The organism is Leifsonia sp. 2MCAF36 (genome assembly GCF_052115525.1).
Classification (GTDB): Bacteria; Actinomycetota; Actinomycetes; order Actinomycetales; family Microbacteriaceae; genus Leifsonia.
In genome coordinates this window covers 226,589-245,293 of record NZ_JBFRGV010000003.1, presented here as the reverse complement: position 1 = coordinate 245,293, position 18,705 = coordinate 226,589, and the positions used below count along the sequence as shown (strand labels likewise).

At 69.6% G+C, this 18,705-nt stretch carries 19 protein-coding genes; 9 read left to right on the top strand and 10 right to left on the bottom strand.

What is annotated here, in order from left to right:
- Positions 1-74 precede the first annotated feature (74 nt).
- Genes nagA (AB4079_RS06505) through purU form a run of 3 tightly spaced genes read right to left on the bottom strand, consistent with a single transcriptional unit; the run spans position 75 to position 2,479 of the window.
- Positions 75-1,232, bottom strand: a complete 1,158-nt coding sequence (gene nagA, locus AB4079_RS06505; RefSeq protein ID WP_441786477.1) for an N-acetylglucosamine-6-phosphate deacetylase — start codon at positions 1,230-1,232, stop codon at positions 75-77.
- The gene (locus tag AB4079_RS06500) at positions 1,229-1,591 is read right to left on the bottom strand and encodes a YrdB family protein (protein ID WP_441786476.1); all 363 of its coding nucleotides are present in this window, start codon (positions 1,589-1,591) and stop codon (positions 1,229-1,231) included. Before AB4079_RS06500 ends, nagA (AB4079_RS06505) begins: the two co-directional genes overlap by 4 nt.
- Positions 1,592-1,615: 24 nt before the next feature.
- Positions 1,616-2,479 (bottom strand): formyltetrahydrofolate deformylase, encoded by an 864-nt coding sequence (gene purU, locus AB4079_RS06495; RefSeq protein WP_441786475.1) that lies wholly within the window; start codon positions 2,477-2,479, stop codon positions 1,616-1,618.
- Positions 2,480-2,550: 71 nt separating this feature from the next.
- On the opposite strand from purU, the gene AB4079_RS06490 reads away from it, so the two are divergent.
- The 5 genes from AB4079_RS06490 (at position 2,551) to AB4079_RS06470 (ending at position 6,609) form a co-directional block, all read left to right on the top strand.
- Positions 2,551-2,763, top strand: coding sequence for a hypothetical protein (locus tag AB4079_RS06490; protein ID WP_441786474.1), 213 nt, complete (start codon positions 2,551-2,553; stop codon positions 2,761-2,763).
- Positions 2,760-3,176 carry a PIN domain-containing protein gene (locus AB4079_RS06485; RefSeq protein WP_441786473.1) on the top strand — a complete coding sequence of 139 codons (417 nt, stop codon included), beginning with the start codon at positions 2,760-2,762 and terminating at the stop codon, positions 3,174-3,176. Before AB4079_RS06490 ends, AB4079_RS06485 begins: the two co-directional genes overlap by 4 nt.
- A 45-nt stretch (positions 3,177-3,221) precedes the next feature.
- Complete coding sequence (locus AB4079_RS06480) at positions 3,222-4,688, top strand: purine-cytosine permease family protein (RefSeq protein WP_441786472.1); 1,467 nt, start codon at positions 3,222-3,224, stop codon at positions 4,686-4,688.
- On the top strand, positions 4,685-5,239 hold the full coding sequence (locus tag AB4079_RS06475) for a cysteine hydrolase family protein (RefSeq protein ID WP_441786471.1): 555 nt from the start codon (positions 4,685-4,687) through the stop codon (positions 5,237-5,239). The genes AB4079_RS06480 and AB4079_RS06475 overlap by 4 nt, the downstream gene beginning before the upstream one ends.
- Before the next feature lie 140 nt (positions 5,240-5,379).
- Entirely contained in the window at positions 5,380-6,609 is a 1,230-nt protein-coding gene (locus AB4079_RS06470; protein WP_441786470.1) for an MFS transporter, read from the top strand.
- A 31-nt stretch (positions 6,610-6,640) separates the two neighbouring features.
- Here AB4079_RS06470 and AB4079_RS06465 read toward each other — a convergent pair whose 3' ends face one another.
- From AB4079_RS06465 to AB4079_RS06435, 7 genes are all read right to left on the bottom strand, one after another.
- On the bottom strand, positions 6,641-7,975 hold the full coding sequence (locus AB4079_RS06465; protein WP_441786469.1) for an alpha/beta hydrolase: 1,335 nt from the start codon (positions 7,973-7,975) through the stop codon (positions 6,641-6,643).
- A 268-nt stretch (positions 7,976-8,243) separates the two neighbouring features.
- Positions 8,244-9,404, bottom strand: coding sequence for an N-acetylglucosamine-6-phosphate deacetylase (nagA, locus tag AB4079_RS06460; RefSeq protein WP_441786468.1), 1,161 nt, complete (start codon positions 9,402-9,404; stop codon positions 8,244-8,246).
- On the bottom strand, positions 9,401-10,186 hold the full coding sequence (locus AB4079_RS06455; RefSeq protein ID WP_441786467.1) for a DeoR/GlpR family DNA-binding transcription regulator: 786 nt from the start codon (positions 10,184-10,186) through the stop codon (positions 9,401-9,403). Before AB4079_RS06455 ends, nagA (AB4079_RS06460) begins: the two co-directional genes overlap by 4 nt.
- Entirely contained in the window at positions 10,183-11,058 is an 876-nt protein-coding gene (locus tag AB4079_RS06450; protein ID WP_441786466.1) for a class II fructose-bisphosphate aldolase, read from the bottom strand. Before AB4079_RS06450 ends, AB4079_RS06455 begins: the two co-directional genes overlap by 4 nt.
- Before the next feature lie 29 nt (positions 11,059-11,087).
- Positions 11,088-11,999 (bottom strand): 1-phosphofructokinase family hexose kinase, encoded by a 912-nt coding sequence (locus AB4079_RS06445; RefSeq protein ID WP_441786465.1) that lies wholly within the window; start codon positions 11,997-11,999, stop codon positions 11,088-11,090.
- Positions 11,996-13,024 (bottom strand): ROK family protein, encoded by a 1,029-nt coding sequence (locus AB4079_RS06440; protein ID WP_441786464.1) that lies wholly within the window; start codon positions 13,022-13,024, stop codon positions 11,996-11,998. Before AB4079_RS06440 ends, AB4079_RS06445 begins: the two co-directional genes overlap by 4 nt.
- Positions 13,021-13,902: an SIS domain-containing protein gene (locus AB4079_RS06435; RefSeq protein WP_441786602.1), complete on the bottom strand. Its 882-nt coding sequence runs from the start codon at positions 13,900-13,902 to the stop codon at positions 13,021-13,023. The genes AB4079_RS06440 and AB4079_RS06435 overlap by 4 nt, the downstream gene beginning before the upstream one ends.
- Positions 13,903-14,264: 362 nt before the next feature.
- Here AB4079_RS06435 and AB4079_RS06430 point away from each other — a divergent pair, with 362 nt between their 5' ends.
- The 4 genes from AB4079_RS06430 to AB4079_RS06415 all read left to right on the top strand — a co-directional run bounded on the left by AB4079_RS06430 (position 14,265) and on the right by AB4079_RS06415 (position 18,686).
- The gene (locus AB4079_RS06430; RefSeq protein WP_441786463.1) at positions 14,265-15,506 is read left to right on the top strand and encodes an extracellular solute-binding protein; all 1,242 of its coding nucleotides are present in this window, start codon (positions 14,265-14,267) and stop codon (positions 15,504-15,506) included.
- Positions 15,507-15,512: 6 nt separating this feature from the next.
- A complete protein-coding gene (locus AB4079_RS06425; protein WP_441786462.1) occupies positions 15,513-16,469 on the top strand; it encodes a carbohydrate ABC transporter permease in 957 nt (318 codons plus the stop codon).
- On the top strand, positions 16,466-17,359 hold the full coding sequence (locus AB4079_RS06420) for a carbohydrate ABC transporter permease (RefSeq protein ID WP_441786461.1): 894 nt from the start codon (positions 16,466-16,468) through the stop codon (positions 17,357-17,359). Before AB4079_RS06425 ends, AB4079_RS06420 begins: the two co-directional genes overlap by 4 nt.
- 82 nt (positions 17,360-17,441) lie before the next feature.
- The gene (locus AB4079_RS06415; protein ID WP_441786460.1) at positions 17,442-18,686 is read left to right on the top strand and encodes a hypothetical protein; all 1,245 of its coding nucleotides are present in this window, start codon (positions 17,442-17,444) and stop codon (positions 18,684-18,686) included.
- Positions 18,687-18,705: the final 19 nt, after the last annotated feature.

Here is an 18,705-nt window from a genome sequence, read left to right as displayed (position 1 = left end):
ACAAAGGGCGGCACTCGCCGCGTTGGGCGCGCGTCGGAAGGCGCGCGAGGGCGGGCGGCGACGGCGCGCGGCGGCTAGAGGGCGGCGCCGTCGGCGATGACCGTGCGGACGTGCCAGTCGTGGTCGAGCAGCACGGCGTCGGCGACGTACCCGGTGTGCAGGCGCCCCAGGCGGTGACCCTCGCCGAGCACATGCGCAGGCGTCTGGGTGAGGGCGGCGACGGCATCCACAGGGTCGACACCGACGAGCGTCACGGCGTTGCGGAGGGCCGCATCCTGCGTCAGGGTCGAGCCGGCGATGGTGGCCGTGCCGGACAGCACGGCCAGCCCTTCATGCACCGTCACGTTGAGGCCGCCGAGGCGGTAGTCGCCGTCCGTGGCGCCGGCCGCCGCCATCGCATCGGTCACCAGGGCGACGCGCCCGGGCGCCTCACGGAAGAGCAGCCCAGCGACCGGCGGATGCACGTGCAGGCCGTCGAGGATCAGCTCCAGCGTCACGTCGTGGTTCTCGATCGCGGCCAGGACCGGACCGGGCGCCCGGTGATGGATGCCGGCCATCGCGTTGAAGGCGTGCGTCAGCAGCCGCGCGCCCACTTCGAACGCGCGCACCGTCTGCGCGTAGTCCGCCGCGGTGTGGCCGACGCCGACGACCACGCCGGCTTCGATCAGCACACCGATGGACTCGAGGGCGTTCGGCAGTTCCGGTGCGATGGTCGCCGTGCGGAGGGTTCCGCGCGCCGCGCCGATGAGCTCCTCGACCGCCTCCGGTTCCGGGTCCCGCAGGAAGCGTGCGTCGTGGGCTCCCCGCCGCTCGGGCGCGAGGAACGGACCCTCGAGGTGGGACCCGAGCACCAGCGGGTCGGTCGCGGTCAGCTCGGCGACGATCCCGAGGCTCTCGCGGAGTGACGCCAGGGGATTGGCGACGTGCGAGATCAGCGAGCGCGTGGTGCCGTGCGCCCGATGCGTGGCGAGGGCTGCGCGCATCTCCTCGACGCCGTCGTCGTAGGGGTGGCCGCCTCCGCCGTGGCAGTGCAGGTCGATGAAGCCGGGGGTCAGCCAGTGCCCGTGCGCATCGATGACCTGGTCGCCCGGTGTCCCCTCGGCGGCCGACTGCCGCCATCCGGAGCCGCTCCCGGTGGCGGTGATCTGCGCGCCCTCGGCGACCAGCCAGAAGTCGTCCACCAGACCGTCGGCGTCGACCTTGCGGGCGCTGTGGACGATCAGGCGGCTCATGCGAACTCGCGCCGGCCGTTGATGATGCCGCTCACGGTCGCGATCACGGCGAACACGATGGCGACGATCGGCTGGCCGAGACTCCACCAGGCGAACGCGGCCGAGCCGAACACGACGACCTCCACGACGGCCTTGACGAACGGGTCGACATGCAGCACTGCACGGGGGGACCGGAACAGCGCCCAGAGCAGGATGGCGATCGCGGGAGCGCCGATCCCGACCACGATGTTCCACGGCAGCGGCCAGGCGAGGAAACCCCACAGGCCGAGCGAGACGATCGCGAACAGTTCGAGCACGAACCGGAGCACATCGTTGAAACCCACCTTGACGGCGGCATGCTGGTCGGGCGCGGAAGTCACCAGGTCAGTCTACTGGCGGGCGGGTCAGCGGAAGATGATGGTTCGGGCGCCGTCGAGCAGCACCCGATCCTCCGCGAACCATTTGACCGCCTGCGTCAACGTGCGGCTCTCCTCGTCCTGTCCGATCGCCACGAGCTCCTGCACGGTGTGGCTGTGGTCGACGCGCACGACGTTCTGTTCGATGATCGGGCCCTCGTCGAGGTCGCTCGTGACGAAGTGCGCGGTCGCGCCGATCAGCTTCACGCCTCGGGCGTGGGCCTGCCGGTAGGGGTTGGCGCCCTTGAAGCCGGGCAGGAACGAGTGGTGGATGTTGATCGCGCGTCCCGCCAGCCGCTCGCACAGCTCCGGCGAGAGGATCTGCATGTAGCGGGCGAGCACGACGAGCTCGATGTCGTGCTCCTCGACCGCCTCCAGGATGCGCGCCTCGAACGCCGCCTTCGCCTCCGCGCCGGCGACCGCACGCGACTCGAACGGGACACCGTAGAAGCCGGCCAGGTCGCTCAGGCTGTCGTGGTTCGAGAGCACCAGCGGAATCTCCACCGGCAGCTGCCCCGCGCGCTGGCGGAACAGGAGGTCGTTGAGACAGTGCGCGGCCTTCGACACCAGGACCAGGGTGCGGAGCGGGCGGCCGACGTTGTCGACGTGGTGCGTCATCCCGAACCGCTCGACGACCGGCGCCAGAGCCTCCTCGAATTCGTCGCGTCCGGCCTCCGACTCGACCTGCAGCCGCATGAAGAAGCGCCCGGTGTCGGTGCTCGCGAACTGCTGGCTCTCGGTGATGTTGCCCCTGGCTGCGACGATCGCGCCGCTCACCGCGTGGACGATGCCGGGACGGTCGGCGCAGCTGAAGGTCAGCACCCAGTGGTTGGAGGCGGGGGAGTCGGTCACCAGATCAGGGTACCGGGCCGCGATGATAGGCTGGGTTGTATGTAACATATGAATGCATTGGAGGCATAACGATGGAACAGATCGCGGTAACGGTCGGCATCGACAAGGACATCTACGAGACGATCGAGCGTCTGGCCGAGGGGTCCCGCCGCACGGTGGACGAGGAGCTGCACTACATCATCGGGCAGGCAGCGGTCGGCGAGCCGGTGGATCCGCGTCCAAGCATTCGTAAGCTCGGCTTCGTCGAATACATCCGCAATCGGGTCGAAGCGCTCGACGAATGATCGTGCTCGACACGAATGTGCTCTCGGAGCTCATCAAACCGCTCCTGAACCCCCGAGTCCTCGACTGGTTCGATTCGATCGATCAAGACGCGGTGCGGATTACGACGGTGACGGTGGCGGAGATGCTGGCAGGCGCCAACCTGATGGACGACACCCTGCGGGCCCAGCAGAAGGCCGATCTCATCCTGGAGACGATCGAGTCCTACCACCGCAGAACGCTCCCCTTCGGCATGGTGGCAGCGGCGGAGTACGCGACAATCGTGTCCCTTCGAGCGTCCGCGGGACGGCCGATCGGTGTGCCCGACGCGATGATCGCGGCGACGGCGATTGCCGCTGAGGCGGAGGCCATCGCGACGCGCGACAAGGGCCTTCAGGGCGTGGGCATTCCGGTGGTGGACCCGTGGACCGGCTAGCACGCCGCTGTTGACGCGCGGCCGCGGGTGCACGACGATCGGTGCATGACCAGCACCGGTGAGGACACGCCCGACACCCGCTCTGGCGCGGCGTCCGCCTTCAATGTCGAGCTCAATGGCCTCAACACCATCCAGGAGGACGAGCGTCGGGGACGGCCGCGCGACCTGTTCTGGCCGTGGTTCGGCGCGAACGTTTCGGTGTTCGGCCTCAGCTACGGCTCCTTCCTGCTCGGGTTCGGGATCTCGTTCTGGCAGGCCACGATCGTGGGCGTGGTGGGAATCGTCGCGTCGTTCCTGCTCTGCGGGGTGATCGCGCTCGCCGGCAAGCGCGGCTCAGCGCCCACCATGGTGCTCAGCCGCGCGGTGTTCGGAGTGGAGGGGAACCGCGTTCCGTCGTTCCTCTCCTGGCTGCTGACGGTCGGCTGGGAGACGGTCCTCGTGTCCCTTGCGGCTCTCGCCACCGCCACGGTCTTCCAGCAGCTGGGCTGGGAGGGCGGCGTGGTGACCAAGCTGGTCGCGCTCATCGTGGTGGTCGCCCTGGTAATCGTCGGCGGCGTCATCGGCTTCCACCTCATCATGCGGATGCAGATGATCATCACGATCGTGACCGGCGTGCTGACGGTGGTCTACATCCTCCTCGTTCTGAACCACATCGACCTCGGCGCGGTCGCAGCCCTTCCGGCAGGCGACGCCCCGCACGTGATCGGCGGCTTCGTGTTCATGCTGACCGGGTTCGGCCTCGGCTGGGTGAATGCGGCGGCGGACTACTCGCGCTACCTGCCGCGGTCGGCCCGCAGCGGCGGCGTGGTCGGCTGGACGACCTTCGGCTCGTCGCTGGCTCCTGTCATCCTGCTGATCTTCGGTGTGCTGCTGGCGGGGTCGTCGACCAAGCTGAGCGACGCGATCGCCGCCGACCCGATCGGCGCGCTCGCCTCGCTGCTGCCGACCTGGTTCCTGGTGCCGTTCGTGATCGTCGCCGTCCTCGGGCTGGTCGGCGGCGCCGTGCTCGACATCTACTCGTCCGGACTCGCCCTGCTCAGCGTCGGGGTCCGCGTCCCCCGGTACGTCGCCGCCGGCATCGACGGGGTCATCATGACCCTCGGTGCCATCTACGTGGTGTTCTTCGCCACCGACTTCCTCGGCCCGTTCCAGGGCTTCCTCATCACCCTCGGGGTTCCGATCGCCGCCTGGTGCGGCATCTTCATCGCCGACATCCAGCTGCGGCGCCGCGACTACGCTGAGGCCGAGCTGTACGACCGGCGCGGACGCTACGGCGCGGTGCGCTGGCTGCCGATCGCCCTCATCGTCATCGGCACGGCGATCGGCTGGGGGCTGGTCACCAACGGGTCCGCGCAGTGGCTCAGCTGGCAGGGCTATCTGCTGGGCCCGATCGGCGGGACGAAGGGCGACTGGGCGTTCGCGAACCTGGGCGTGCTCGTCGCGCTGGTGATCGGCTACCTGGGCACGCTGCTGTTCTCGCGCGGCGCGGTGCGACGCCAGGAGGAGCGGTGACCGACGCGGGGCCGACCCTCGTGGTGATCGACATGCAGCAGGTGTTCGGCGCCCCCTCCAGCCCGTGGTTCACCCCGCGGTTCGCGGAGGCGGAGGCGGCGATCGCGGGGATGGTCCCGGCGTTCGGCGAGCGCGTCGTCTTCACGCGGTTCGTGGCGCCGGAGCGGCCGGAGGGCGCCTGGGTGCCGTACTACGAGCAGTGGCCGTTCGCGCTGGTCCCGGAGGACGATCCGATCTACGACCTGGTGCTCGCGTTCCGCGACACCGGGCACGCCGTGGTCAGCGAGCCGACCTTCGGCAAGTGGGGACCGGACCTGCGCGCTGCCCTGCTGGGATCTCAGGATGTGGTGCTCGCCGGCGTCTCCACCGACTGCTGCGTACTGAGCACGGCGCTCGGCGCGGCCGATGCCGGGGTGCGCATCCGGGTCGCCGCCGACGCGTGCGCGGGGCTGTCCGACGCCGACCACCAGCGTGCGCTCGATGCCATGGCGCTGTACGCACCGCTCATCGAGATCACGGACAGCGCTTCCATCCAGGACGCCCTCCGGTAGAATCGGTGATGGTCGGCGGTTCCCGCGCGGCCCTGGGCGCGCACATCAGCGCGTAGTCGACCCGCCATTCCCTCCGAATCTTCGGTCGCCGTTCGTCGCGGCGGAATGGCTGGGGAACGCCGTCCGTTGGACAGACCCGCATGACTACCACTTCGACGACCCCGGTGCCCGTTGCACCGAAATTCCCGTGGACAGGGCTGATCGCCCTCGCCGCCGCCACCTTCCTCTCCGTCACCAGCGAGATGATCCCGACCGGGCTGCTGCCGGACATGAGTGCCTCGCTCGGGGTGAGCGAGGCCCAGATCGGGTTGCTCGTCACCGTTTTCGCGTTCACTGTCGTGGTCACCAGCACCCCGCTGACGGCGCTGACCAAGCGGTGGCCGCGGCACGGCCTGCTGATCGGCATCCTCATCGTCCTCGGGATCTCGAACGCGTTGACCGCGATCGCACCGACCTACGAGTTCGTGGTCGGCTCCCGCATCCTCGGCGGTATCGCGCACGGGATGTTCTGGTCGATCGTCGGGGCGTACGCCGGGCACCTGGTGCCCAAGGAGCAGATCGGCCGCGCCGTCTCCATCACCCTGGGCGGCGGCACGCTGGCCTTCGTTCTCGGGGTGCCCCTCGGCACGTTCGCCGGCCACCTGTTCGGCTGGCGGCTCTCGTTCGGGTTGCTCGCTGGTCTCATGGTGGTCGGCGCCGTCGTGGTCTGGAAGCTGCTGCCCGCGGTGGAGCGGGAGTCGGATGCGGTCGGCGGGCGGCGGCGCGACCGTTCGGCTCCGAGGCAGCGCGACCGCACCATCCCGGCCGTCGTGATGGTCTGCCTGATCTCGGCGGTCACGATGGTCGGCCACTACGCCTTCTACACGTTCGTGGTCCCGTTTTTGACGGGGCCGATGGGCATCCCGTCGGGCAACGTCGGTGCGCTGCTGTTCGTCTACGGCATCGCCGGTGCGGGCGGTCTGCTGCTGGCCGGCTCCGTGTTCGGCCCGAGGCCGCAGCTCGGGCTGATCCTCGCGCTGCTGGTGACGGGTGCGGCCGTCGCCGCGCTGGCGGTGCTCGCGGCCCAGCCCATCCCGGCCCTGATCGCGTTCCTGCTGTGGGGCCTCGCCTTCGGGGCGCTCCCGCCGCTGCTGCAGACGCGCCTGCTCCACACGTCGTCCGCGGCATTCCGTGACACGGCGAGCGCCCTGTACACGACCTCCTTCAACATCGGTATCGGTGGGGGAGCGCTCGTCGGCTCGCTGATCTTCGCCGCGGGCGGCCTGATGTTGCTGCCCTGGTGCTACGTCGGGCTGCTGGTCGTCTCGCTCCTGCTCGTCGTGGTGGTGGGGCGGATGACGCGGTCACGCGCCGAGGTCGCCGCCGCCTGACGCCGGAAGACGCGTCCTGCGACCGCTTCCGTCACTCCGCCTTCGGACGAGACGGCTTGCGGCTGGGCGCGCTCGGCACGCTGACGGCCCGCGTGGGGTGGGCGGTCGTCGCGGAGGCGGTGTTGGCCAGCGATTCCGTTCCCCGGTCCAGGTAGCCGAAGGCGGCCTTGTGCTCCAAGAAGCGGTCGATGCGCTCGCTGATGTCGGTGATCTTCTGCCACAGCGACGACGACACGTCGTCGTTCCATGCGGAGTGAAGGATGGGCGCGTGCCCGGTGACGCCGGTGAGGCTGTGCTCCTGGTCGCCCTCGACGGAGAAGACCGCCGCGCCGAACGCCGGCGATCGGGGGTCGAACCGTGAGAAACGGCCGAGCACAGCCTGCGGATCCTTCGTGGACTCCGCCGCGTAAACCTCGCGCGCGTGCAGCGCCCCGGCTGAGCCCACCGTGTTCTCGATCCCCGCCGACCCGAGCATCACGACCGAGTCGATGTCGAGGGGTTCGTTGGCCAGCGCGTCCGCGGTGACGGTCGTGCCGTAGGAGTGCGCCACCACGTTGACCCGGATGTCACCGATGTCGGCGCTGCGGGCGGCCCGGAACCCTTCCAGATCACGGATGAGGTGCGGCGCGCCCTGTTCGGCGTAGTCGCCGCGCGATGCCTCGATGCTGGGGGGCGGCGGGGGTGGGACGTAGCCCATCCAGGCGACGACCGTCCGCCTCTTCGGCGCGCCGACCGAGCCTTGCGCGTCATAAAGGTTCTGGGCGGCGAGGGACCAGAGCGGCATGTCGGTGCTGTACGTGCCCATTCCCGGAACGAGCCAGGTGGCCTGCCGGGCGGTGTCGAGGTTTCCGACGCTGATCGCGGCCAGCGGCATGACGTCGCCGGTGAGCTCGATGAGCATGCGCCGTGGTTTCGTCGGCTTGAGGGCTTTGGTGATCGCCTGGTAGGCGCTGAGGGATGTCTTGGCCGCCTCATCCTCAGGGAAGGATCGGAGTCGATCGCGCACTTTCTTGATGCGGACGAGCAGCGCGCGGCGATTGAGCGAATCCCGGAGCTTGTAAGGGATTCCGTTGAGATTGCCGACGGATAGGGGAAGGGCGGCGGCGTTAGCCGTCTTCTCGGCCGCGGTGGCGGACGCCCACTGCTTCGCAACCTCTCGCGGGCTGAGGCCGGCGATCCCTCGAAGGTTGTCGTCGATGTCGTAGTCGGGATCCGCCAGGCCGTCCTGACTGATCGCGCTGTGCGACGCATCGATGCGCGCGGGCGTGCGATCGGGCGCGAGGATCGCTGCGCCGACTGCCAGCGTGGTGAGCAGAAGCAGCGCGGTGATCCGGCGGATGCGCCGTACCGCAGGGCGTGAAGACACAGTCACCGTTTCGGCTCCGTGAAGAGGCGAGCCCGGTTCCGCGCACGAGCAGGGACCGGGCTCGTATTCCCGTTCGCTGTGGTGCTGGGGTTTCCCTTGTGAGCGAAGAGAGCAGCGCCGACGCCGAGGGACGCAAGGAGGACGGCGGGGATGACGAGCTTCGTCTGGGGAGACATGATGCGCGGTTCCAATCGTGGTTTCCGGGACCGTGTAAGGGGTCCCGACGATTAAGACGTCGCTCATCGCGTTTTATGACGGCAAACCCGCCTCAGAGCACCGGCTCTCCGTCGCACCACACCTGCTGCACCCGGAAGTCGTCGTCCAGCAGCACCGCGTCGGCGGCGTACCCGGGCTGCAGCCGCCCGAGGTCGCCGCCGCGGCCGACAGCGGCGGCGGGCGTCTCGGTGAGCGCACGGACAGCCTCGGCGACGGGGAGGCCGACCTCCTGCACCGCGCGGCGGAGCGCGTCGTCGAGCGTGAGGGTCGAGCCGGCGATCGAGCCCCCGCCAGCGAGGCGGGCGACGCCGCCACGGACCTCCACCTTGAGGGAGCCCAGCAGGTAGTCGCCGTCGGCCGCGCCGGCAGCCGCCATCGCGTCGGTGACCAGGGCTACCCGCCCCGATGCCGCGGCGAATGCCATCCGCACGACCTCCGGGTGCACGTGCACGCCGTCGTTGATGATCTCGAGCGTGACGCCGGGCGTCCGCGCGGCGGCGGCGACCGGTCCCGGCGCGCGGTGGTGCAGCCCCGGCATCGCGTTGAAGGCGTGGGTCAGGATGCTCGCCCCGGCGTCGAAGGCCGCGAGCGCCCGGTCGTAGTCCGCTCCCGTGTGCCCCACCGCCACCGCCACGCCGGCCGCAGAGAAGGCGCGGACCGCGTCCATCCCACCCGGCAGTTCCGGGGCGATGGTGATCTGACGCAGAGTGCCGTCCGCCGCCGCCAGCAACACGTCGATGTCTGCGGGCGTGGCCGGTCGGAGCAGCGACGGGTCGTGCGAACCCTTGTGGCCCACGTCGAGGAACGGCCCCTCCAGGTGCGCGCCCAGGATGCGCGGGTCGGCCGCGGTCAGGGCGGCCACCTCCCGCAGCCGTCGGGCGAGCTCGGGGACGGGCGCGGTGACGAGCGAGATCACCGAACGCGTCGTCCCGTGCCGCCGGTGCAGGTCCAGTGCCCGCGAGATCGCCTCCGCGCCGTCGTCGAAGCTCGCGCCGCCGCCGCCGTGCACGTGGAGGTCGACGAACCCGGGCGTCAGCCACGCGCCCGCCGCATCCGTCGCCGCCCCAGCGGGCCGTGACCGCCACGACGACCGCCACGAGGACCCGGCGCCGACCTCCGCGACCACCCCGTCCGCGAACCGCACCCAGCCGTCCTCGACGACGTGCCCGCCGTCGACCAGCCGCGCCGAGTGGATGAGGTGGTCGCCGCTCACGCGACGATCACCTCGAACCCCTGATCGACGAAGGCGGCCCGCTGGTCGGCGGTGATGCCCTCGTCGGTGATCAGCGTGGTGAGCAGCTTCGGGCCGCCGAGGGTGGCGAACGCCTTCCGGCCGATCTTGGAGGAGTCGGCGACGACGACGGCACGCGTGGCCCGGCGTGCCATCAGCGAGTTGACGCTCGCCTCGCCCTCGTCGTGCACGGTCGCGCCGACCAGCGGGTCGATGCCGTTGACGCCGATGAACGCGATGTCCATCGTGATCTTCTCCAGCACCACGTCGCTGTACGGGCCGACCAGCTCGTACGAGCGCGCGTGCACGACACCTCCGGTGACCACGGTCTTGATCTGCGGGCGCATGACCAGCTGGGCGGCGATGTTGATGGCGTTGGTGACGACGGTGAGGCTGGGATGCGGCGACGGCTCCATCAGGTCGGGCCGCGATCCGAGCACCGTCGCGACGGCCGTGCTCGTGGTCCCCCCGCACAGTCCGACGACGGCGCCGCGCGGGACGAGGGCGCTCGCCGCCTGTGCGATCCGTAGCTTCTCGGGGGCGTGCTGCTCGCGCTTGTACCGGATCGGCAGGTCATAGGCGACGGACTGGCCGATCGCCCCGCCGCGCGTGCGGGTGAGGAGTTGCTGCGACGCCAGTGCATCCAGGTCCCGGCGCGCAGTGGCCGCGGAGACATCCAGCTTGGCGACGATGTCGTCCACCTCGACCTGGCCGGCCTCGGCGAGGAGGTCGAGGACGGCGTTCAGCCGCTCGGCTCTGTTCATCGGTGTTCCGTCTCCGTTCCGCCTGTGCCGCCGCGGCTCGCCACGTCGAACAGGGTCATCAGTCGCGCCGCCTCCGCGGTCACCGCGGACCGTCCAACGCCCACGTACTTCCGCGGGTCCACGACGTCGGGATGCGTGGCGAGGTATCCGCGGATCGCGTTCGTGAAGAAGCGGTTGAGGTGGGTGGAGACGTTGACCTTGGTGATGCCGGCGCTGATGGCTTGCTCGATGGTCTCATCCGCGACCCCGCTGGACCCGTGCAGTACGAGCGGAACGGGTACGGCGTGTCGCAGTTGCGCGATGAGGTCGAGATCGAGCGCGGCCGTGCGCTCGGTCATGGCGTGCGAGCTGCCGACCGCCACGGCGAGCGCGTCGACGCCGGTCTCCTTCACGAAGCGACGCGCCTCGGCGGGGTCGGTGCGAACTCCGGGGGCGTGGGCGCCGTCCTTTCCGCCGATCTCGCCGAGCTCCGCCTCCACCAGCACGTCGTTCGCGTGGGCGTACTCGACGACCCGGATGGTGGCGGCGACGTTGCGCTCGTAATCGAGCGTGGACCCGTCGAACATGACGGACCCCAGGCCCGCCTCGACCGCACGACGGGCCAGGTGCTCGTCCTCCGCGTGATCGAGGTGCACGGCGACGTGCGCGGAGGATTCCCGAGCGAGGGCGAGGGTCGCGGCGGCGATGGGCTCCAGCGAGCCGTGATAGGTCACGCAGTTCTGCGAGATCTGCAGGATGACCGGGAGACCGGTCTGCTCGGCGGCGGTGACCAGAGCCTCCGCCGTCTCCAGCTGGATGACGTTGAACGCTGCGAGACCGGTCCGGTGGGCGACAGCGGTGTGCAGCAGGTCGGAGGTGGGGACGAGAGGCATGGTGGCTCCGGAGTGGGCGGGGGTCGGTGTCAGCCGGTCACGAGGCGCGCCTCGAGCTCCGGGTAGGAGGGGTGGAGCTCGCCGGCGAGGGGTGCGAGGACGGCCGAGCCGGACCAGGCGGTGGCCCGGCGGAGCAGCGCGGCGGGGTCATCGGTTCCGGAGGCCAGGAGGGAGGCGACGGCGGCGACCGCGGCGTCCCCCGCGCCCGTCGCGTTGCCGGTGAGCGGCTCCGGGAGGTGTGCGTACAGCGGCTCGCCGGTCGGCGCCACGGCGAGCATGCCGTCCGCCCCGAGGGAGACGAGGACCAGCCCGGCTCCCGCGTCCAGGAGCACGCGAGCACCGGCGACGGGATCGTCGTGGCCGGTCGACTCGGCGAGTTCGCGACGGTTGGGCTTCACCACGTGTGCGCCGGCCTCGGCGGCGAGCAGGAGCGCCGTCCCGACGGCGTCGACGACGCTCGGCACGCCGTGCGCGGTCGCGATAGCCACCAACTCCGCGTAGAACGTCGCCGGCGCGTCCGGCGGCAGGCTGCCCGAGCCGACGAGGCAGGTCGCCGGGAGGGTGAGTCGCGTCACGGCCTCCCTGAGCGCGGTCCACTCGGCGCCGGTGAGCGGCCCGCCGGTCTCGTTGACGACGGTCGTCTCCCCGGTGGCCTCGTCGACGATGGCGACACTGCTGCGGGTGGGGGAGCCGACCGGGATGAGCTCCGCGGGTAGGCGCGACGCCTCCAGATCGTCCGCCAGGCGCAGGCCGGAGGGCCCGCCCGCCGTGGTCAGCGCGAACGCCCGGCCGCCGGTCTGCGCGATCACCCGCGCGACGTTGAGCCCCTTGCCGCCGGCCCGCACCGCGGGCGGCCCGGCGCGGTGCGTCTCGCCGGGCTGCAGGGCGGAGACGCGGTAGGTGAGGTCGAGGGCCGGATTCGGGGTGACGGTGAGGATCACGAGGCGGCCTCCGCAGCGGACGGTCGGAGCGTCGCCGCCGCGGCAGCCGCCGCTGCCGTCGCCGGTGCGCCGAGCAGGTCCCGCGCTCGCAGCGCCGCCCCGATGACACCCGCGTTCTCGCCGATGCTCGCGGGCAGCAGCACCGGCCGGCGGTGGAAGGTGAGGATGCCGTCCAGCTTCTCGGCGAGCGGCCCGAACAGCGCCTGACCCGCCTGGGCCAGCCCGCCGCCGATGACGATGGCTTCCGGTGCGAGCAGGGCGACCGTGTGCGACAGGTCGAGCGCGAGCGCGTCGACAGCCGAGTCCCAGACCTGGCGGGCGACCGCGTCGCCCTCCTCGGCCCGCTGGAGCACCTCCCGTGCTCCGGGCACTCGGGCGCCGGTGAGGGCGTTGTACCGGCGGGCGATCGCGGCCGCGGAGGCGACCGCTTCCAGGCAACCGACGCCTCCGCAGGCGCACTCCGGCCCGTCGGCGACCCGGGAGTGCCCCATCTCGCCGGCCATGCCGCCGCCGGAGTGCAGTCGGCCGTCCACGAAGATCGCACCGGCGATCCCGGTGCCGATCGCCATCACCACGACATCGCGGTAGGGCGCGGCGGCGCCGAGCCGGTGCTCGGCCTCACCTGCGCCGCGCACGTCGTGGCTGAAGGAGACCGGCAGGCCGAGAGCCCCCTCCGCACGAGCACGGAACGGGAAGTCGCGCCAGCCCAGGTTCTCCGCGAAGACGCCGATCCCGGCGTCATCGTCCACGTGGCCGGGAACCAGGAGCCCTGCCGCCTGCGGCACCACCTCGGGATGCTCGGCGGCGTACCGCGCCGCCAGCCCGGCGATCGCCTCCACCACGGCTTCACCGGTGCCGGTGCCCGCGTGCGGCGTCGGGATGCGCGCCACCTGCACCAGGCGGCCCTCGCCGTCCACGAGCGCAGCCTTCGTGTCGGTTCCTCCGACGTCGAAGGCCAGCACCGGTGCGCCGCCCCCCAACGGGGCGGCGGCCGGCGCCTGCAGCTGTACGGGGTCGAGGGTCACGAGGACAGGATCACCGATCGGGTCAGGTTGCGCGGGCTGTCCGGGTCGAGGCCGGCCCGGCGGGCGCGGGCGAGGGCGACGCGCTGGGCCCGGACGAGGTCGGCCATGCCGTCGATCGGGCGGTCCTCGAAGCGGGCTCCCGTCACAGCGAGGTCGCCGGCGAGTCCAGCGGGAGCCTCGCCCAGCATCCAGGTGACCCGGCCGGGTGCCGCGATCGCGATCGGGCCGTGCCGGTACTCCTTGGCGGGGTACGACTCCGTCCACGACTGGGACGCTTCGCGCATCTTGAGTGCCGCCTCGTGGGCGAGGCCGACGGTCCAGCCGGCGCCGAGGAAGGCGTACTGCTCGGCGGAGACCAGTTCGTCGTCCAGCTCCTCCTCGATCGCAGCGGCCGCCTGGTCGATCGCGGGGGAGAGGTCGTGGCCGAGGGAGGCGCGGACCAGCGCGAGGGCGGTCGTTGCGAAGCGCGTCTGCACCACCGACTGCTCGTCGGCGAAGGGCAGGCGGATGGCCGTGTCCACCAGGTCGACCAACGGGGTCTGCGGGTCGCCGACGATGCCGACGGTGCGTGCGCGGCTGCCTGCCGTGCGCAGCTGGTCGAGGAGTTCGAGGACTTCGGTCGTGGTGCCGGAGCGGGTGATCGCGACGATCGCGTCGTATCGGCGGTCGAGGACGGGCGCTTCGGAGGCGGCGAACGCATCCGTCACGCCGTGGCCGGCCTGTTCGCGCAGGGCGGCGTACGACTGCGCCATGAACCACGACGTGCCGCAGCCGACCACCGCGATCCGCTCTCCCGCGGCGGGCAGCCGGGACTGCTCGTCCCGCAGCCCGGCAGCGGTCGCCCAGGTCTCGGGCTGCGAGCGCAGCTCGGCCTCCATGTGGGCTCCTGCGGGGGATGCGTGCGTCACTGGTCGCTCCTGTTCGGCGTTCGTGCAAGTCGATGCAAGGTTGGTTCCTCACAATGATTGCTGATGATCGAACACTATGTCTAGTAATCATGTTCAATCGTTTCTCGCAAAGAAGGGGCCGGAACCGGGCGTCGGTGTAAACGCCGTGTAACGATCTCTCGCTTTGTCCTTGACGCGGGGGCCCGTAAGCGTCATGCTTTCGATCATCCATTGAGTGCAAGTGCTTGTTTCAAGCAGAAACAAATCACTAAGCATCAAACAGCTACGCATCGTCGCGCAGGCACCATCGGCAGTGACGGTTCGTGTTTTCCCTTCAAGAAGTGAGGAAGTCAATGAAGAAGTCACTGCGGTGGGGAGCGGCGGTCGCAACAGCGGCGGTCGCCACCATGACGCTCGCCTCCTGCGGCTTCAGCGGCGGGTCCGGAGGCTCGTCCGGCGGCGCGCAGACGCTCGACCTGATGGTCGCCAGCTACTCGGACAACACCAAAGCCGAGTGGCAGCAGATCATCAAGGACTTCGAGGCCAAGAACAGCGACATCAAGGTCAACCTCGACGTCGAATCCTGGACCGATATCAACAACGTCATCAAGACGCGCATCCAGGCCCAGAAGCAGCCCGACATCCTGAACATCGACGCGTTCGCCGGGTTCGCGTCCGACGACCTGCTCTACCCGGCCAAGGACATCGTCTCGGCATCCACACTGAACGACTTCCAGGACGCCTTCAAGAAGAACGCCAGCATCGACGGCACCCAGTACGGTCTGCCGTTCATCGCCTCGGCGCGCGGTCTGTTCTACAACAAGGACGACTTCTCCAAGGCCGGCATCTCGGCCCCGCCGAAGACGTGGGCCGAATTCGAGGAGGACGCCGGCAAGCTCAAGGCCGCAGGAGTCACCCCGTACGGGATGCCGCTCGGCAGCGAAGAGGCGCAGGCCGAGACCGCGATCTGGTTCTACGGTGCGGGCGGAGGCTACGGCGACGCCAAGAAGCTGACCATCGACAGCCCGCAGAACGTCGAAGGCGCGACCGAGATGCAGAAGATCATCAACCAGGGCTACACGGAGCCGAACCCCGGTTCGACCAACCGCACGCCGCTGCTGAACGTCTTCATCCAGGGCCAGCTCGGCATGCAGGTGGGTCTGCCGCCGACAGTCGGACAGCTGAAGGACAAGAACCCGTCCCTGCAGTACGGCATCGCGCCGATCCCGACGAAGGACGGCTCGCCGTTCACGCTGGGCGTCGCAGACCACCTGATGGCGTTCAAGAACAAGACCGACAAGACGGCCTCGATCAAGAAGTTCCTCGACTACTTCTACTCGAAGGACGTCTACACCAAGTGGGTCAAGGCGGAAGGCTTCCTGCCGACCACCAAGTCCGGTGCGGACGTGATGGGCTCCGACGAGACCATCAAGCCGTTCCTCGACCTGCTGCCGAACGCGAAGTTCTACCCGTCCACCAACCCGAACTGGTCCGCAGCGCAGGGCGCGATCCAGAGCCAGATCGGTCAGCTGGGTCAGGGCGCCAAGCCGGAAGACCTGCTGAAGTCCATCCAGGCGAAGGCCGACGGCCAGTAGTCCCGGATGACCAGTACGACTGAAGCGACTCGCGCGGGGGCGGCCACCGGCCGTCCCCGCCGCGGGGCGTCCCCCAAGCCCCCCGGCCGTGGGTCGGACCTGCTGCGTGCGGTCCCGTGGACCCTGCCCGCCCTCATCCTGATCTTCGGCGTCGTCCTCTTCCCGGCCGGCTACATGGTCTACAACTCCACCCGGAAGATCTCCCTCGCGGGTATCGACCACGGGCCTGTCGGCCTGCAGAACTACATCACGGTGCTCTCGCGTCCCGAGGTTCCCGGCATCCTGGTCAACACCCTCGTCTGGGTCGTCTCGGTCGTCGTGATCACGGTGGTCATCTCGCTCGCGCTGGCCCAGTTCCTCAACAACAACTTCCCCGGCCGTCGCTGGGTGCGGATGGCGATCATCGTCCCGTGGGCCGCGAGCGTCGTGATGACCACGACCGTCTTCGTCTACGGCCTCGACCCGTACTACGGGATCATCAACAAGTTCCTGGTCGACCTCCACCTGCTCGCCCAGCCGTTCGGTTTCACAAAGGAGCCGCTGCCGGCCTTCATCTCCTCCATCGGCATCGCCGTGTTCGTGTCGCTGCCGTTCACGACCTACACGATCCTGGCCGGCCTGGCCGGCATCCCGGGCGACATGCTCGAGGCGGCCAAGGTCGACGGGGCGAGCGCGACCCGCTCCTACTTCAGCGTGACGTTCCCCAACCTGCGCGGCGCCATCGCGCTGGCGACGCTGATCAACATCATCAACGTGTTCAACTCGCTCCCCATCCTCAAACTGATGACCGGATCCATCCCCGGCTACAAGGCGGACACGACCACCACCTACGTGTTCAAACTGCTGCAGAACGAGCAACGGATCGACCTCTCCAGTGCGCTCAGCGTGATCAACTTCCTGATCGTGCTGGTCGTGGTGGGCCTCTACCTGTGGATCGTGAAGCCGATGAAGGAGGTCTCGTGACCGCGCCAGCCCCCAGTCTGATCGGGGGCGCTCCGACGCCCCGTCCTGGCCGCTCCCGCCGCTCGCGCCCCTGGCGTACCCCCGTGAAGGTGCTCGCCGGGATCGTCATCGCCCTGGTCTTCATCGCGCCGTACCTGATCATGCTGATCGGCTCGTTCAAGAGCAGGAACAACATCCTCGCGGTCCCGCCGACCTACCTGCCGACGCAGTGGCATCCGGAGAACTACATCACGATGTGGTCCACGCCGGAGACGCCGCTGCCGTTCAACCTGATCTCGACGATCGTGATCGCCGTGTTCGCCACAGCGCTGGTGATCCTCGTCTGCGTGCCGGCCGCCTACTACACGGCGCGGTTCCGGTTCCCGGGGCGAGGGATCTTCCTCTTCCTCGTCATCGTCACGCAGATGCTCCAGCCGACGGTGCTCGCAACAGGCCTGTTCAAAGAGATGGTGGCGCTCGGCATCAACGACACCTGGTTGGCGATGATCCTCGTGAACGCGGCGTTCAACCTGGCATTCGCGATCTGGATCATGCACGCCTTCTTCGCCGGCGTCCCGAAGGAGGTCGACGAAGCAGCCCAGCTGGATGGCGCGGGCAAGTGGACGGTGCTCTTCCGTGTCCAGCTGCCCCTGGTCTGGCCGGGGATCGTGACCGCCATCATCTACACGTTCGTCGCCTCCTGGAACGAGTTCGCGGCCAGCCTGGTGATCCTGTCGACGGATGCGAACCAGCCGCTGTCGGTGGCGCTCACCAAGTTCGTCGGCCAGTACGACGCCGCCTGGCAGTACGTCTTCGCGGTGTCGGTCGTCGCGGTCATCCCCGTGGTGATCCTCTTCGCGCTCATCGAGAAGCGCCTGGTCGGCGGCCTCACGGCGGGCAGCGTGAAGTAGCCCACAGTCAACCGGTCACGACGAGCAGCGTGCGCGGGTACCATCCAAGGGGCGAATCAGCGGACGAGCGACGGATGGGGCGATGACAGCGGGCACGACGAGCACACGGCGGTCGGTGCTCACGCACCTCCCCTCGGCCGTGCCGCGGCGGCTCCGGTTCGCCGGGCGCGATGTGCCGTGGTGGGTCGCGGTGCTCGTGATGTACGCCGTGTCGCGGCTGCTCACCACGTCGCTCATGCTTGCGCTGTTCATCGCGGCGAACATCGGCCACTGGTCGTACTCCAGCCCGTCGATGGACCCGACGTTCTTCACGTTCTCCGGTTCGTGGGATGCCGCGTACTACGGCCAGATCGTCGAGCAGGGGTACCCGACGTCGCTGCCGCTGGACAGCAACGGATCGGTGCAGCAGAACCCCTGGGCGTTCCTCCCGCTGTACCCGATCATCGTGCGCGGCGTCATGTTCGTGACCGGGATGACGTTCTACCCGGCCGGTTTCGCCGTCGCGATGATCTTCGGAGCTGGAGCCAGCCTGGTCCTCTTCCGTCTGGTCGCAGCGCGGGCCGGCGTGTCGAGCGCGTTCTGGACGACCGCGTTCTTCTGCTTCGGACCGCTGTCGTTCGTGCTGCAGATCGCCTACGCGGAGAGCCTCTTCTTCCTGCTGATGTTCGCCGCGCTCCTGGCGATGGCCCAGCGCCGCTACTGGCTGATGCTGCCCTTCGGAGTCGCGGCGGCGTTCACCCGGCCGGGAGCTCTGGCGCTTCCGCTCGCGCTGGGCATCATGCTGCTGATCCGGACGCTGGACGCTCGGCGCGGCGGCGAAGGCTTCCGCCCGGGCGAGCGGGTCAGCATGATCGTCTCGGGGGCGGTGATGGCCGTGGCCGGGATGTCCTGGCCGATCATCGCCGCGGCGGTGACCGGAACGGGCGACGCCTACCTCAGCACCGAGCTGTCGTGGTGGACCGGCTTCATCGGCAACGTCGCGTTCATTCCGCTGACGCCGTGGTTCCTGCTCAGCTGGCGGTACCTCAGCATCCTCGGTGCGCTGATCGTCATCGGGATCGTCGCCGCCTTCACGTGGATGCTGACCCGGCCGTCGGTACGCGCGCTCGGCACGGACCTGGTGGCTTACGCGGTGAGCTACGGACTCTACCTGTTCGCCGTCTTCCTGCCGCAGCAGAGCACCTTCCGGCTCCTGCTGCCGCTGTCTCCGCTGATGGGAGCGCGTGGGCTGACGCAGAATCGGAAGGCGCGGAAGGTGGTGCTCCTCGCGGGGATCGCACTGCAGCCGGTCGCGCTGGTGCTGCTCTGGTTCATCGGGTACCCGTGAGCTCGGCGGCCGTGAGCGG

Excerpts from the sequence above, each read along its gene's own strand:
- AB4079_RS06480 (WP_441786472.1), top strand. The coding sequence starts at position 3,222 with ATGACCAGCACCGGTGAGGACACGCCCGACACCCGCTCTGGCGCGGCG.
- AB4079_RS06470 (WP_441786470.1), top strand. The coding sequence starts at position 5,380 with ATGACTACCACTTCGACGACCCCGGTGCCCGTTGCACCGAAATTCCCG.
- AB4079_RS06430 (WP_441786463.1), top strand. The coding sequence starts at position 14,265 with ATGAAGAAGTCACTGCGGTGGGGAGCGGCGGTCGCAACAGCGGCGGTC.
- AB4079_RS06425 (WP_441786462.1), top strand. The coding sequence starts at position 15,513 with ATGACCAGTACGACTGAAGCGACTCGCGCGGGGGCGGCCACCGGCCGT.
- AB4079_RS06435 (WP_441786602.1), bottom strand. The coding sequence starts at position 13,902 with ATGGAGGCCGAGCTGCGCTCGCAGCCCGAGACCTGGGCGACCGCTGCC.
- nagA (WP_441786477.1), bottom strand. The coding sequence starts at position 1,232 with ATGAGCCGCCTGATCGTCCACAGCGCCCGCAAGGTCGACGCCGACGGT.
- AB4079_RS06490 (WP_441786474.1), top strand. The coding sequence starts at position 2,551 with ATGGAACAGATCGCGGTAACGGTCGGCATCGACAAGGACATCTACGAG.
- AB4079_RS06450 (WP_441786466.1), bottom strand. The coding sequence starts at position 11,058 with ATGCCTCTCGTCCCCACCTCCGACCTGCTGCACACCGCTGTCGCCCAC.
- AB4079_RS06485 (WP_441786473.1), top strand. The coding sequence starts at position 2,760 with ATGATCGTGCTCGACACGAATGTGCTCTCGGAGCTCATCAAACCGCTC.
- AB4079_RS06455 (WP_441786467.1), bottom strand. The coding sequence starts at position 10,186 with ATGAACAGAGCCGAGCGGCTGAACGCCGTCCTCGACCTCCTCGCCGAG.
- AB4079_RS06415 (WP_441786460.1), top strand. The coding sequence starts at position 17,442 with ATGACAGCGGGCACGACGAGCACACGGCGGTCGGTGCTCACGCACCTC.